Origin of the sequence: Streptomyces griseosporeus, assembly GCF_014656055.1 — a bacterium.
GTDB classification, from domain to species: domain Bacteria; phylum Actinomycetota; class Actinomycetes; order Streptomycetales; family Streptomycetaceae; genus Streptomyces; species Streptomyces griseosporeus.
This window is the reverse complement of record NZ_BNBR01000003.1, coordinates 518,167-532,195: the sequence shown is the minus strand read 5'-3', so window position 1 is coordinate 532,195 and position 14,029 is coordinate 518,167. Positions and strand designations below refer to the sequence as shown.

The window sequence follows — 14,029 nt, the reverse complement described above, 5'->3', positions numbered from 1 at the left end:
GGCGGCTCACTCCTCGACGAGGAGCTTCTCCCGCAGCTGCGCCAGCGTCCGCGCGAGCAGCCGCGAGACGTGCATCTGCGAGATGCCGACCTCCTGCGCGATCTGCGACTGGGTCATGTTGCCGAAGAAGCGCAGCAGCAGGATCCGCTTCTCCCGCGGCGGCAGGTCCTCCAGCAGCGGCTTGAGGGACTCCCGGTACTCGACGCCCTCCAGCGCCTCGTCCTCCGCGCCGAGGGTGTCGGCGACCGCGGGGGACTCGTCGTCGGTGTCGGGGACGTCCAGGGACAGCGTGGAGTAGGCGTTGGCCGACTCCAGGCCCTCCAGGACCTCCTCCTCCGAGATGGCCAGCTTCTCGGCCAGCTCGTGCACCGTGGGGGAGCGGCCGTGCTGCTGCGACAGCTCCGCCGTGGCCGTCGTCAGCGACAGCCGCAGCTCCTGGAGCCGGCGCGGCACCCGCACCGCCCAGCCCTTGTCGCGGAAGTGCCGCTTGATCTCGCCGACGACCGTCGGGGTCGCGTACGTCGAGAACTCCACCCCGCGGTCCGGGTCGAACCGGTCGACCGACTTGATCAGGCCGATCGTCGCGACCTGGGTGAGGTCGTCCAGCGGCTCGCCGCGGTTGCGGAAACGGCGCGCGAGGTGCTCCACGAGCGGCAGGTGCATGCGGACCAGCCGGTTGCGCAGCTCCGCGTACTCCGGGCTGCCCTCCTTCAGGCCGCGCAGCTCGACGAACAGCGCCCGCGCGCCGCTGCGGTCCTGCGGGTCGTGCCGCACGCCCGGCGCGTTCTGCGCGCCCGGCGCGTCGTGCTCGCCGTTTCGCTCGTGCTCGCTCATCGTCCCGCCCGTTGCCCTTCCCCGAGCCCTCGCCGGTGCCCGGACAGGGGTGACCCCGATCCGCTCGTCCTCAGGCGTGCTCTGCGCGGCGCCGTCGTGCCCCCGTCGCCCGCCGTCGGGGACGCCCGCCTCGGCGGGGTCGTCCACCGGATGCGGCCGGGCCTGTTCCGGGATGCCGTCGATGCCGTCAGCCATGCGCCGGGAGCCCTCCTGGGCCCCCAGGGCGTCCTCGGGAGGCAGTTCCCGTGTGCCGCGCTCCTCGTCCCGCACCGGCCCGTCCCCGTTCCTCACGCCGGCCCGGGTCCCGCGCCGCGCTGTTTGTAGAGGCTGATCGACACAGTCTTGTCCTCGTCCACGGCGGAGGAGACCTTGCCCGCCAGCGCGGACAGCACGGTCCAGGCGAAGGTGTCCCGCGAGGGGGCGTGGCCGTCCGTGGTCGGCGCCGAGACGGTGACCTCCAGCGAGTCGTCGACGAGCCGGAACACACAGGAGAGCACCGACCCGGGCACGGCCTGCTGGAGCAGGATCGCGCAGGCCTCGTCCACCGCGATGCGCAGGTCCTCGATCTCGTCGAGGGTGAAGTCCAAACGGGCCGCGAGACCGGCCGTGGCCGTCCGCAGCACCGACAGGTAGGCACCCGCGGCCGGCAGCCGGACTTCCACGAAGTCCTGGGTCACGGGCTCGCCGTCGATGTGGGACACCCTCACCTCCAAGGTGGTACAAGCTGTTCGGGGCCGAGGGTCGCCCCCCGGGGTAACGCGATGTGTGGTTCAGCGGTGACGCTACCGCGCTCTGAACTTTCCTGTCCCCAGGACCCCAACCCCTTGCCGTCACTCATAGTAAAGCTCCGGATACGCTCCGTGGCTAGAGGGTGGGCGGCCCCAATTGGGAGAAGCGCGCGCCGGTTTGACGTACCCAGACGTCAGACGTCCGAACCGTACCCGCCGGACTCACACCAGGACATGGTCCACGAAGCACCAGCGCCAGTCCTCGCCGGGCTCGAAGGTCCGCATCACCGGGTGCCCGGTGTCCGCGTGGTGGGCCGTCGCGTGCCGGCCCGGAGAGGAGTCGCAGCAGCCGACGTGCCCGCACGTCAGGCACAGCCGCAGCTGCACGGGGTGGGTGCCGTCCCGCAGGCACTCCGGACACGTCTCGCTCAGCGGCGCCGGTTCGGGGTGCGGCAGCGCGTCCGCGTGCGTGCACTGTTTCATGATTGCCAGATTACGACGGCTGTGCGGACGACCGCGCGGAAAAAGAGGGTGGGCGAGGCCGATGGACGTGATGCCGCTGCTGTTGCTGGTGGCGGGGAGTGCCGCGATCGCCGCGGTGGCCCGGCGCACCCCCGTGCCGGCGCCGCTGCTGCTGGTCGCGGTCGGCCTGGCGGTGTCGTACCTCCCGGGCGTCCCCGACTACACCCTCGAACCGGACGTGGTCCTGCCGCTGCTGCTGCCGCCCCTGCTGTACACGTCGGCCACCGACAGCTCCTACCTCGACCTGCGCGCGCAGACCCGGCCGGTGGCGCTGCTCTCCGTCGGGTACGTGCTGTTCGCCACCGTCGTCGTCGGGCTCGCCGCCTACGCGCTCGTGCCCGGGCTGCCGCTGACGGCGGCGCTGGTGCTGGGCGCGGTGGTCGCGCCGCCGGACGCGGTCGCGGCCACCGCGGTGGCCCGCCGGGTCGGCCTGCCGTCCAGGATCACCACGATCCTCCAGGGCGAGTCCCTCTTGAACGACGCCACCGCGATCACCGCCTACAAGGTCGCCGTCGCCGCCGCGATCGGCGAGGGCGCCTCCTGGGCGGGCGGCATCAGGGAGTTCCTGATCGCCTCGGTCGGCGGCGTCGCCGTGGGCCTCGTCCTCATGGCGCCGATCCACTGGCTGCGCACGCACCTGAAGGAACCCCTCCTCCAGAACACGCTCTCGCTGCTCATCCCGTTCGTCGCCTACGCCGCCGCCGAGCAGTTCCACGCCTCCGGCGTCCTCGCCGTCGTCGTCGTGGCGCTCTACCTCGGCCACCGCGCCTGGGAGGTCGACTTCGCCACCCGCCTCCAGGAGGAGGCGGTGTGGAAGATGGTCGCCTTCGTCCTGGAGTCCGCGGTCTTCGCGCTGATCGGCCTGCAGCTGCAGTTCGTGCTGCGCGGGCTCGGCGAGTACGAGGGTGCCGAGGCCGCCTGGTACGCGGTCGCCCTCTTCCTCGTCGTCGTCGCGACCCGCTTCCTGTGGGTGTACCCGGCGACCTTCCTGCCGCGCCTGCTGTCGGCGCGGATCAGAGAGCGCGAGGACAACCCCACCTGGCGCGGGCCCGTCGTCATCGCCTGGGCCGGCATGCGGGGCGTCGTCTCCCTCGCCATCGCCTTCTCCATCCCGCTCACCCTGCACGACGGCGAGGAACCGTTCCCGCACCGCAACCTGGTCCTCTTCCTCACCTTCACCACCGTGATCGGCACGCTGGTCGTGCAGGGCCTGACGCTGCCGCCGCTGATCCGCCTGCTGAAGTTCCCCGGCCGCGACACCCAGGCCGAGACGCTCGCCGAGGCCAACGCCCAGGCACAGGCCTCCCGCGCCGCCGAGCAGCGGCTGGACGACCTGCTCTCCGACGAGCGCAACACCCTGCCGCCGCCGCTCGCCGACCGCCTCCGCACGGTCCTCGAACGCCGCCGCAATGCCGTCTGGGAACGCCTCGGCCAGGTCAACCCGGTCACCGGCGAGACCGTCGACGACACCTACCGCCGGCTCTCCCGCGAGATGATCAGCGCCGAGCGCGAGGTGTTCGTGAAGCTCAGGGACGGCCGCTACATCGACGACGAGATGCTGCGCACCCTGCTGCGGCGCCTGGACCTGGAGGAGGCGGCGGCCTACCGGGAGACGGCCTGACCGGCACCGGTCAGGGGAACGGCCGGCCGGTGATCACCGCCGCCACGGTCGTCCCGCGCGGGAAGGCGCCCTCCTCCGCCAGCGCGGCCAGTCCGTACAGCAACTTGGCCACATAAAGACGCTCGACGGGCAGGCCGTGGCGGTCCTCGAACGCCGCTGCGAAGGCGTCCAGCTCGGCCGGTACGCGCGCGTAGCCGCCGCCGTGGAAGCGGTCGTCCAGCGACCAGGCGCCGCGCGGCCCGCCGAAGGCCTCCGTCTGGAGCCGCCGCACCTCCTCCGCGAGGAAGCCGCCCCTCAGGACGGGGACGCCGAGGGCGCGCTGGTCCGGGGTGAGGCCGGCGGCCAGGCCCGCGAGCGTGCCGCCGGTGCCGCAGGCCACGGCGACGACGTCCGCGGCCCCGCGCAGCTCGGCGCCGAGGGCCACGCAGCCGTGGACGGCGTGCGCGTTGCTGCCGCCCTCCGGGACGACGTACGCCCCCTGCGCACCGGCCGCGCGCAGCAGCCCGGCCAGCGTCTGCGGCTCCGCCTTGCGGCGATACGTCGATCTGTCGACGAAGTGCAGCCGCATGCCGTCGGCCACGCACCGGGCCAGCGAGGGATTGAGCGGGCGCGCGGCCAGTTCGTCGCCGCGCACCACGCCCACCGTCGGCACGCCGAGCAGCCGGCCCGCGGCGGCGGTGGCCCGCAGATGGTTCGACCAGGCCCCGCCGAAGGTGACGACCGTACGGCCGGCCGCGGCCGTGAGGTTCGGGGCCAGCTTGCGCCACTTGTTGCCGACCAGCTCCGGGTGGATCAGGTCTTCCCGCTTCAGCAGCAGGCGCACACCGCGCCGGTCGAAACGGTCGTCCCGCACCTCCTGAAGCGGGGAGGGCAGGCGGGGCCGCAGGGCGTCGGGACCGGTCACCGCCCCATTGTCGAACAGGCGCTCACTTCAGGCGGTCCCGGATCCGCTCCCGCAGCCACGCCATCGTGAACCCCCGCGGATCCACCTTCCCCGGCTGCCACTCCAGGTGGCCGATCACCGACCGCTCGGTCCAGCCGTGCCGCCGGCACAGCGCCGCCGCGGCCTTCTCCATCGCCGCCAGCTGGGCGGGCGGCCAGGGGTCCTGGCCGTCGCCGAGGTTCTCGCACTCGAAGCCGTAGAAGTGCCGGTTGCCGTCGGTGTTCGCCTCGTTGTCGTGCGGCAGCGCCTTCTCCGCGATCACCGCGCGCAGCACGTCGTCGTCGCCGAGACCGGCGTGGTTGGCGCGGCCGTGGCCGACGAGGTGGACGGTGCCGTCCTTGGTGATGACGCCGTGGCACAGCGGGCCCGGCAGACCGGTGTAGCCCTTGCGGCACAGCTCGACGGTCCGGGCGGCACCCTCGGTCGCCGTGTGATGGATCATCACGCCGTGCACGGGCCCCCACGGGCCCTTGTGATTGCGGTTGTGATGGCGCCAGTCGCCGACCTCGACAACGGTCAGGCCCTCGTCTCTGAGGGCGTCCAGGAATGCGCTTGCGGACAGGGGCGAGGCCATGACTGCCTCCTCGGCGTTCCGTCGTGCTGCTGTCCACGGCCGCAGAACGCGGCCGTCTTTCGTAACGGACCTTCTACCGAAACGGAACGATCCGGACCACCTGCTTCGCACAGTGTGCGAGCCGATCCGGACAACCGGCGGAGCCGCCGACCGCTGGACAGAGCCCCCATTTGTGCCCACCGTGCGGGGTTCCAACCCCGCTCTTTCGTGTAATAGCACCGGCACGGTGCGTGATGAAACCCTGGTCACGAGATCGAATGCCCGGCGCAGTTCGGATGCCGGAGCATGACCGGGAGGGCAATTCCTTATGTCGGTAGGCGAAGAGGTCCGCACCGAGCAGGGCAGGCCGCAGCAGAGCCTCGGCACCGCGGCCGCGCGGAACCTGGCCACCACCACCAAGTCCGTTCCGCAGATGCAGGAGATCAGCTCGCGCTGGCTGCTGCGGATGCTTCCGTGGGTGGACGTGCAGGGCGGCACATACCGCGTCAACCGACGCCTGACGTACGCCGTCGGCGACGGCCGCATCACGTTCGTGAAGACCGGCGACCGCGTCGAGGTCATCCCCGCCGAGCTGGGCGAACTGCCCGCGTTCAGGGGGTACGAGGACGAGGACGTGCTGGCCGAACTCGCCCGGCGCTGCACCCAGCGCGAGGTCGCCGCGGGCGAGGTCATCGCCTCCTTCGGCAGCCGCACCGACGAGGTCTACCTGCTGGCGCACGGCCGCGTCGAGAAGGTCGGCACCGGCCCCTACGGCGACGACCAGGTGCTCGGCGTGCTCGCCGACGGCGCCTACTTCGGCGACGCGGCGCTGATGAGCGGGGACGCCATCTGGGAGTACACCGCCCGCGCGGACACGGCGTGCACCCTGCTCGTCCTCAGCCGCGACCACGTCGAGCAGGTCGCCGAGCGCGCCGAGTCCCTCAGCGGCCACCTGCAGCAGCAGCGCGCCCTTCCGGAGCAGCGCACCAACAAGTACGGCGAGAAGGAGGTCGAACTCGCCGCCGGCCACTCCGGCGAGCCGGACATCCCGCACACCTTCGTCGACTACGAGGCCCGGCCCCGCGAGTACGAACTGAGCATCGCCCAGACCGTGCTGCGCATCCACTCGCGCGTGGCCGACCTGTACAACCAGCCGATGAACCAGACCGAGCAGCAGCTGCGGCTCACGGTCGAGGCGCTGAAGGAGCGCCAGGAGCACGAGCTGGTCAACAACCGCGAGTTCGGCCTGCTCCACAACTGCGAGTACGACCAGCGGATCCAGCCGCACGACGGCGTGCCCGGCCCGGACGACATGGACGAGCTGCTCAGCCGGCGGCGCGGCACCAAGATGTTCCTCGCCCACCCGCGCGCGATCGCCGCGTTCGGCCGCGAACTCAACAAGCGCGGACTGGTGCCCGAGACCATCGACGTCGGCGGCAACCGCATCCCCACCTGGCGGGGCGTGCCGATCTACCCGTGCAACAAGATCCCGGTCACACCCGAGCGCACCAGCTCCATCATCGCGATGCGTCTCGGCGAGGCCGACCAGGGCGTCGTGGGCCTGCGCCAGTCCGGCATCCCCGACGAGATCGAGCCGAGCCTGTCCGTGCGGTTCATGGGCATCAACGAACAGGCCATCATCAAGTACCTCGTGACGGCCTACTACTCGGCCGCCGTCCTCGTCCCCGATGCCCTCGGCGTGCTGGAGAACGTCGAGATCGGCCGCTGGCGATGACCGTCCCCGCCGCCGGGACGCCGTGCGCCCGCCCGCCCGGGCGGGGGCACCGCGGGGGCACCGGCCGGACCCCGGCGGCACGGCCGCCGTCCGCCGACCTGCCGAGGGGGAGCCGTTGACCGAGTCCCTGACCCAGCCCGCCGACAGCCCGGGCGGCGTCCGCACCACGCCACGGCCGGGACCGCCCGGGATCAGCGGTCAGCGCGCGCGCCGGGGGGATGCCGGCACCCCGGCCGCGGCGCCCGCCCCGGCGGTACCGACGGCTCGGGTGGTACCGGCGGCACGTCCGTCAGCCCCGGCCGGGCCGGCCGTGCCTTCGGCCGCCGCGGCTCCGGACACCCCGGCCGCACGTGCAGGCGGCCTGGTCGCACCGGACGTACCCCCGGCCACTCCGAGGGAACCGGCCGTACTCCCGGCCGCCCCGACGGCACCGGCCGTGCCCCCGGCCACTCCGAGGGAACCGGCCGTACCCCCGGCCACTCCGAGGGCACCGGCCGTACCCCCGGCCACCCCGACGACACCGGCCGTGCCTCCCGCTGTCCCGGAAGCGCCGGTGGCACCAGAGGCCCGGGTCACCCCGGAAGCCCCGGGTGACGGTGCCGAGGCAGCCGACATCCTGCGGCGCACCCGTGCCGTGGTCGACCCCGAGTTGCGTGCGGCCCTGGAGACCCTGCCGGGCCCCATGCGCCGTGTCGCGCTCTACCACTTCGGCTGGCAGGAGGCGGACGGCAGACAGGCCTCCGGCGGCGCGGGCAAGGCCCTGCGGCCCGCGCTCGTCCTCGCGGCAGCCGCCGCGCTCGGCGGCCCCGCGGCCCGGGGCGGCGCCGTACGGGCCGCCGTCGCGGTGGAACTGGTCCACAACTTCACCCTGCTCCACGACGACGTGATGGACCGGGACGCCAGCCGCCGGCACCGGCCCACCGCCTGGACCGTGTTCGGCGACGCCGACGCGATCCTCGCCGGGGACGCCCTCCTGGCGCTCGCCCTGCGGCTGCTCGCCGAGGACCCGCACCCGGCCTCCGCCGCCGCGGCGGCCCGGCTCGCGGACTGCGTCGTCGAACTGTGCGCCGGGCAGCACGCGGACACCTCGCTGGAGCGGCGCGGCCCCGCCGACGTGGGCCTGGCGGAGGTGCTCGCCATGGCCGAGGCCAAGACCGGCGCGCTGATCGGCTGCGCCTGCGCGGTGGGGGCGCTGTACGCGGGAGCGTCCGCGCGGGACGTCGAGGCGCTGGACGCGTTCGGCCGGGAGGCCGGGCTCGCCTTCCAGCTCATCGACGACGTCATCGGCATCTGGGGCGATCCCAGCCGCACCGGCAAACCGGCCGGCGCGGACCTCGCCGCCCGCAAGAAGTCCCTGCCGGTGGTCGCGGCGCTCGCCTCCGGCACCCCGGCGGCGGCGGAGCTGGCCGCGCTGTACGAGACGCCGTACGACAAGGAGGACCTGAACGGCACGGCACTCGCCGTGGAGCGGGCCGGCGGGCGGGACTGGGCGCAGACCGAGGCCGCCGACCGGATGGCCCGCGCGGTGCAGGCACTGTCCCGCGCGATCCCGGAGCCGGAGTCGGCCGAAGGGCTGCTCGCGCTGGCCGAGTTCGTCACCCGGCGCAGCACCTGACCGCCGCCCGCCACCGGACCCCGGGCCGCCGGCGACCGTGCGGTTCCTGACCCCGCACGGTCCCCGGCGGTGCCGGCCGGAGGGGCCCCGCGCAACCCCACGGTGCGCGGGGCCCGCCCTCCCCGCACGGGGCCCCGGACATGCCCCCGTACCGGGCCCTGGATAGGCTCAACCTCCTTGGCGGAAACGGCGGTTGAGGCGGAGGGGTGGACATGGGCGTGGCGATCCGGGCTGCGGGGGAGGGCGACCGGGAGCTGGTGATCCGGCTGCTGGACGAGGCCTTCCAGGACGATCCGGTCAGCTCCTGGGTGTTTCCTGCGGCCGACCACCGCCGCAGGACCCACCACCGGCTGATGGCGGCCTTCACCGACATCGTGCTCGCCGAGGGCCGCGTCGACCTCACGGAGGACGGTTCCGCCTGCGCCCTGTGGCTGTCCGTCCCGGCCGGGGAGCACACCGACGACGACGGCCCCGCCCTGCTGCGTGAGGCCGTCGACCCGGCCAACGAACGCGTCGAGCTGATCGGCCGGCTCACCGCGGGGATCCACCCCGCGCACCGCGCCCACGAGTACCTGTGGATGATCGGCGTCGCCCCCGGCCGCCAGGGCGAGGGCCTCGGCAGCGCCCTCCTCGCGCACGTCCTCGACCGCTGCGACCGCGACGGTGTGCCCGCCTACCTGGAGGCGAGCAGCGCCCGCAGCCGCGCCCTGTACGCCCGCCTCGGGTTCGCCACCCTCACCGAGCGCGTCCTCGACCTGCCGGACGGCCCCCGCATGTGGCCCATGTGGCGCGAGCCGCGCGGCTGACGGCGAGGGGCGCCGGAGGCCGGGCCGCCCTACGCTGAGGGAATGGACCGCGAGGAACACGTCTGTCCCGTCTGCGGACAGCCTGTCGAGACGGTCGTCCGGCGCCACAAGACGCTGGGCGCGTGGGTGCCGGTGTGGGCGCCGGGGCCCTGCCGCAACCCCGGCTGCGCGGCGTACGGCACACCGGCCGCCGAGGAGCACGGCCGGGCGGGGAGCGCGGTCGGGAACAAGTCCGCAGCGCCTCCTGGGGAGCCCCGTGCGCCGGAGCCGGCCCGCGAGGACGGCGGCACGGGCACGAGCACGGGCACAGGCACAGGCGCAGGCACGAGCGCAGGCACGGGCACTGACGCCGCCCCCGCCCCCGGTACCGCCCCCGCCCCCGGTCCCGAGAATTCCTGACCCGAGAATTCCTGACCACCGTGTCGAGAATCGCGGACCGGCTCCGACGTCCCCTGTGAAAGCCGACCGAGGCCGACGAACGCACAAGGAGCGGACCGATGAAGTACCTGGTCATGGTGCAGGGCACGCAGGCGGAGTACGAGGGCATGGCCGGCAAGGCCTCCGAGACGTCACCGGCCTGGAGCGAGGAGGAGGTCCAGGCCGTGTACGCCTACATGGGCGCCCTCAACGACGACCTCGCCGAGACCGGCGAGATGATCGACGGGCAGGGCCTCGCCGAGCCGGCGCGGACCCGCCTGGTCACCGTGGACGCGGACGGCAAGCCCGTGATCACCGACGGGCCGTACGGCGAGACGAAGGAGGTCCTCGCCGGGTACTGGGTGCTGGACTGCGCGAGCCTGGAGCGGGTCACCGAGATCGCCGAGCACGTCAGCCGCTGCCCCCAGCCGGAGGGCGCGGCCCGCAGGGCGGTCGTGATCCGGCCGATCATGGACGGGAGCGCCGGGGACTGCTGAGCGTGCCCGATGGACGTCCCCACCCCCACCGAGGACCTGCTGCGCCGGTGCGCGCCGCAGGTCCTCGGCGCGCTGGTCCGGCGGTACGGGCACTTCGACGCCGCCGAGGACGCCGTACAGGAGGCGCTGCTCGCGGCGGCGGAGCAGTGGCCGCGGGCCGGGGTGCCGGACAACCCGCGGGGCTGGCTGATCAGGGTGGCCTCGCGGCGGCTGACCGACGCGCTGCGCAGCGACGCGGCGCGCCGGGCCCGGGAGGAGCGGGCGGCGGCGCTCGGCTCGCGGGACGTGGACGGGGACGGGGACAGGGCCCCGCGTGAGGACGACACGCTCGCGCTGCTCTTCCTGTGCTGCCATCCCACGCTCGGCCGGCCCGCGCAGATCGCGCTCACCCTGCGCGCGGTCGGCGGCCTGACCACGGCGGAGATCGCCCGCGCCCACCTCATGCCCGAGGCGGGGATGGCGCAGCGGATCAGCCGGGCCAAGAAGAAGGTGCGGGGCGTGCGCTTCGGGCGGCCCGACAACTGGGCCGAACGGCTCCCGGCCGTCCTGCACACCCTCTACCTGATCTTCAACGAGGGGTACACGGCCACCTCGGGCGCGAGTCTCCAGCGGCGCGACCTGGCCGGCGAGGCGATCCGGCTGACCCGCACCGTGCACCACCTGCTGCCCGACGACGAGGAGGTGGCCGGGCTGCTCGCGCTGATGCTGCTGACCGACGCCCGCCGGGACGCGCGCAGCGGGCCGCACGGGGAGCTGATCCCGCTCGGCGAACAGGACCGCGACCGCTGGGACCGCGCCGCGATCCGTGAGGGCGTCGACCTGGTGACACGCGCGCTCGCCCGGCGCCGGCCCGGCCCCTACCAGCTGCGCGCCGCCATCGCCGCCGTGCACGACGAGGCACCCTCGGAGGAGGAGACCGACTGGCGGGAGATCCTCGGCCTCTACGACGTCCTCGTCCGTCTCGTCCCCGGCCCCGTCGAGCAGCTCAACCGGATCGTCGCCGTCGCCATGGTGCACGGCCCGCGCGCGGGGCTGGCCGCACTGGACGGGCTGGACGGCGACCCGGGCCACCGCGCGGACGCCGTCCGCGCCCACCTGCTGGAACGCGCCGGCGACCGCACCGCCGCCCGCGCCGCCTACGAACGGGCCGCCGCCCGCACCCTGAGCCTCCCCGAGCAGCGCTATCTGCGCGAGCGCGCCGCACGCCTCACCCGCGACAAGCCCTAGGGTGCCCGCATGACCGAACCCATCCTGCACCTCACCGAACACTCCCTGTGGGAAGCGGCCCGCGCGCAGGGCGCCTACACGATGTCCACCCGGGGCCGCACCCTCGACGAGGAGGGCTTCATCCACTGCTCGACCCGCGCCCAGCTCCCGGCCGTGGCGCGCTTCCTCTACGGCTCCTACGACGGCCCCGACGAGCTGGTGGTCCTGGTCATCGACCCGGAGCGGCTGGACGCGCCGGTGAGGTACGAGGCACCGGAGCCCGGCGCCGAGGCGTTCCCGCACGTCTACGGCCCGATCCCGGTGTCGGCGGTCGTCGGCACGGAACCCTGGGACCAGCGGGCCTAGGCGGGCAGGCCGCCCGTCTCCGGGTCCCGTCCCGTCAGGCAGTACACCCCGCCGGCCGGGTCGCGCATGACCGTCCAGTGGGAGCCGTGGGAGAGCGCGGTCGCGCCCAGCGTCTCGTGGCGGGCGCGGGTCGCGGCGATGTCGGCGCAGGCCAGGTCGAGATGGGCGCCCGTCGGCCGTTCCTCCGCCAGGCGCTGCAGGAGGATGCGCATAGGCAGCCCGGGCGGCGGCTTGACCACGTGGAACTCGGGGAGCGAGCCGGGCACCGAGTCCCAGTCCGGCAACAGCGCGGTCCAGAAGGCGACTTCGGCGGCGTACACCGACGGCGGCAGGTCCAGGCACACCTGGTCCAGGCGGCTGCCGCGCGTCACGGGCGGCCGTACCCTCTCCCCCTGCCAGGGCGCCGCGCAGAACGCCTGTCCGCCCGGCGACCGCAGTACCGCCCACCTGTCGTGCTCGGCGAGCATCTGCGCGCCGAGCCGCAGGGCCGCCGCGACCAGGCCGGGCACGTTCGCCACGCACAGGTCGAGATGCGCGCCGCCGTCGCCCGCCGCGACCCCCTGCACCTTCACGCAGGCGTCCGCCCCGGCGGGCAGCAGGGTGGTGAACTCCGCGTGTTCACCGCGCAGCTCGGACAGACGGGTGTCCGTGACGGCCGTCCAGAAGGCGCAGGCCGCTTCGAAGCGGTCCATCGGGCGGTCGGCGAACGCGTAGGTCCACAGCACAGGTTCGGTCATGCGGGCGATCGTACGGCGGGCCGTTCGGCGCGGTCAGCCGTCCCGGCGCTCCATGAACCGCAGCATGTTCCCCGCCGGGTCCCGGAACGCGCAGTCCCGCACGCCGTACGGCTGGTCCATCGGCTCCTGCAGCACGTCCCCGCCGGCCTCCTGGACGCGCTGGTAGAGGGCGTCGCAGTCCGCGGTGGTGAAGTTCACCCCGCGCAGCACGCCCTTGGCCAGCAGCCGGGCCATCGCCTCACGGTCGGCGGGGGAGAAGTCCGGGTTGGCGGCGGGCGGCTCCAGCACGATCTCCACGTCCGGCTGGAGCGGCGACCCCACGGTCACCCAGCGCATGTCCTCGAAGGCCACGTCGTTGCGGATCTCCAGGCCGAGCACGTCCACGTAGAAGGCGAGCGCCTTGTCGAAGTCGTCGACGGCGATGAAGCACTGCTTCAGTTTCACGTCCATGGCGGTGAACCTAACGGCGGCGCGGGCGGGTGAAGGTGCGCGCCACGCAGGGCGGGACCTGCTCGCCCGCCGCGTGCGAGCGCGCCCGGTACGCGCTCGGCGTCTCCCCGACCAGCTCCGTGAAGCGCGAGCTGAACGAGCCGAGCGAGGTGCAGCCGACCGCGATGCACACCTCCGTCACCGTCAGGTCGCCGCGCCGCAGCAGCGTCTTGGCACGCTCGACGCGGCGGGTCATGAGGTAGCCGTAGGGCGTCTCGCCGTAGGCCTCGCGGAAGCTGCGCTGGAAGTGGCCGGGGGACATCAGCGCGGTACGGGCGAGCGCGGCGATGTCCAGCGGCTCGGCGTACTCGCGGTCCATCCGGTCACGGGCCCGCCGCAGCCGGACCAGGTCCTCCGTGGTGGTCGTCACTCCCTCAGGATGGCACGCCCGTCCGGCAGACCGGTCGGGGCCGGGGAGCCGGTGCCGAGCGCCGCGGCGATCAGGTCGTGGACCAGGTACTCGCCGGGCGACCGGTTCTCCTTGAGCCGGTCCAGATCGCCGGGCCCGAACCAGTCGTAGGCGGAGTGCTTGGACCACTCCAGCGCGGGGCGGTCCAGGTCGCCGTCGACGTCCACCAGGAAGTCGGCCTCGTGCCGCAGCCCGCCGCCGTCGTCGCCGGTCCATGAGGTGACCCCGAGCAGCCGCCGCACCCGGCGCAGCCGCCAGCCGGTCTCCTCCCGCACCTCCCGGGCGAGCGCCTCCAGCAGGGACTCGCCGGCCTCCACATGCCCGCCGACGATGTCCCAGCAGTCGGGGAACAGCCGCCGGCCGGCGCCGCGCCGCTGCGCGAACGCCCGCCCCCGCCCGTCGAGCACGACCGCCCCCACCGCCCACGTCTCGCCGTCCCCGGGCATGGGCACCTCGACACCGGCGTCCACGACGAGGCCGTACCGATCGTCTGCCATGGGGTCACTGTAGGGGCCGTGCGCGGGTGGCCGGGCGCGGAAAAGGGGGCCCGC

At 73.9% G+C, this 14,029-nt stretch carries 16 protein-coding genes; 7 read left to right on the top strand and 9 right to left on the bottom strand.

The features are described from left to right. Nucleotides 1-6: 6 nt before the first annotated feature. The 3 genes from IE308_RS17115 to IE308_RS17105 all read right to left on the bottom strand — a co-directional run bounded on the left by IE308_RS17115 (nt 7) and on the right by IE308_RS17105 (nt 2,045). The gene (locus IE308_RS17115) at nt 7-1,125 is read right to left on the bottom strand and encodes an RNA polymerase sigma factor SigF (RefSeq protein ID WP_190218606.1); all 1,119 of its coding nucleotides are present in this window, start codon (nt 1,123-1,125) and stop codon (nt 7-9) included. Then, nucleotides 1,122-1,535, bottom strand: a complete 414-nt coding sequence (locus IE308_RS17110; protein ID WP_110630450.1) for an ATP-binding protein — start codon at nt 1,533-1,535, stop codon at nt 1,122-1,124. Before IE308_RS17110 ends, IE308_RS17115 begins: the two co-directional genes overlap by 4 nt. Nucleotides 1,536-1,784: 249 nt before the next feature. Then, nucleotides 1,785-2,045, bottom strand: a complete 261-nt coding sequence (locus IE308_RS17105) for a UBP-type zinc finger domain-containing protein (protein WP_110630452.1) — start codon at nt 2,043-2,045, stop codon at nt 1,785-1,787. A gap of 61 nt (nt 2,046-2,106) precedes the next feature. On the opposite strand from IE308_RS17105, the gene IE308_RS17100 reads away from it, so the two are divergent. Beyond that, nucleotides 2,107-3,705 carry a Na+/H+ antiporter gene (locus IE308_RS17100; RefSeq protein ID WP_190218605.1) on the top strand — a complete coding sequence of 533 codons (1,599 nt, stop codon included), beginning with the start codon at nt 2,107-2,109 and terminating at the stop codon, nt 3,703-3,705. A gap of 10 nt (nt 3,706-3,715) precedes the next feature. Here the strand turns inward: IE308_RS17100 and IE308_RS17095 are convergent, their stop codons facing one another. After that, nucleotides 3,716-4,609, bottom strand: a complete 894-nt coding sequence (locus IE308_RS17095) for a 1-aminocyclopropane-1-carboxylate deaminase/D-cysteine desulfhydrase (protein ID WP_190218604.1) — start codon at nt 4,607-4,609, stop codon at nt 3,716-3,718. 22 nt (nt 4,610-4,631) lie between these two features. Next, nucleotides 4,632-5,222, bottom strand: coding sequence for an N-acetylmuramoyl-L-alanine amidase (locus tag IE308_RS17090; protein WP_162655605.1), 591 nt, complete (start codon nt 5,220-5,222; stop codon nt 4,632-4,634). A 307-nt stretch (nt 5,223-5,529) separates the two neighbouring features. On the opposite strand from IE308_RS17090, the gene IE308_RS17085 reads away from it, so the two are divergent. The 6 genes from IE308_RS17085 to IE308_RS36955 all read left to right on the top strand — a co-directional run bounded on the left by IE308_RS17085 (nt 5,530) and on the right by IE308_RS36955 (nt 11,843). Next, the gene (locus tag IE308_RS17085) at nt 5,530-6,936 is read left to right on the top strand and encodes a family 2B encapsulin nanocompartment shell protein (protein ID WP_110630458.1); all 1,407 of its coding nucleotides are present in this window, start codon (nt 5,530-5,532) and stop codon (nt 6,934-6,936) included. Between the two features lie 553 nt (nt 6,937-7,489). Continuing rightward, nucleotides 7,490-8,551, top strand: a complete 1,062-nt coding sequence (locus tag IE308_RS17080; RefSeq protein WP_229908941.1) for a family 2 encapsulin nanocompartment cargo protein polyprenyl transferase — start codon at nt 7,490-7,492, stop codon at nt 8,549-8,551. Between the two features lie 212 nt (nt 8,552-8,763). Continuing rightward, nucleotides 8,764-9,357, top strand: a complete 594-nt coding sequence (locus IE308_RS17075) for a GNAT family N-acetyltransferase (RefSeq protein ID WP_190218602.1) — start codon at nt 8,764-8,766, stop codon at nt 9,355-9,357. A gap of 497 nt (nt 9,358-9,854) precedes the next feature. Next, nucleotides 9,855-10,271 (top strand): YciI family protein, encoded by a 417-nt coding sequence (locus IE308_RS17070; RefSeq protein WP_190218601.1) that lies wholly within the window; start codon nt 9,855-9,857, stop codon nt 10,269-10,271. A gap of 9 nt (nt 10,272-10,280) precedes the next feature. Continuing rightward, a complete protein-coding gene (locus IE308_RS17065; RefSeq protein WP_229908906.1) occupies nt 10,281-11,498 on the top strand; it encodes an RNA polymerase sigma factor in 1,218 nt (405 codons plus the stop codon). Between the two features lie 9 nt (nt 11,499-11,507). Beyond that, nucleotides 11,508-11,843: a DUF952 domain-containing protein gene (locus tag IE308_RS36955; protein ID WP_229908905.1), complete on the top strand. Its 336-nt coding sequence runs from the start codon at nt 11,508-11,510 to the stop codon at nt 11,841-11,843. Here IE308_RS36955 and IE308_RS17060 read toward each other — a convergent pair. Genes IE308_RS17060 through IE308_RS17045 form a run of 4 tightly spaced genes read right to left on the bottom strand, consistent with a single transcriptional unit; the run spans nt 11,840 to nt 13,975 of the window. Then, nucleotides 11,840-12,580, bottom strand: coding sequence for a VOC family protein (locus IE308_RS17060; RefSeq protein WP_190218600.1), 741 nt, complete (start codon nt 12,578-12,580; stop codon nt 11,840-11,842). The genes IE308_RS36955 and IE308_RS17060 overlap by 4 nt on opposite strands. Nucleotides 12,581-12,613: 33 nt before the next feature. Then, entirely contained in the window at nt 12,614-13,030 is a 417-nt protein-coding gene (locus IE308_RS17055; protein WP_190218599.1) for a VOC family protein, read from the bottom strand. Nucleotides 13,031-13,040: 10 nt separating this feature from the next. Further along, nucleotides 13,041-13,388, bottom strand: a complete 348-nt coding sequence (locus IE308_RS17050) for a helix-turn-helix transcriptional regulator (RefSeq protein ID WP_110637096.1) — start codon at nt 13,386-13,388, stop codon at nt 13,041-13,043. A 47-nt stretch (nt 13,389-13,435) separates the two neighbouring features. Next, nucleotides 13,436-13,975 carry an NUDIX hydrolase gene (locus tag IE308_RS17045; RefSeq protein ID WP_190218598.1) on the bottom strand — a complete coding sequence of 180 codons (540 nt, stop codon included), beginning with the start codon at nt 13,973-13,975 and terminating at the stop codon, nt 13,436-13,438. Nucleotides 13,976-14,029 lie beyond the last annotated feature (54 nt).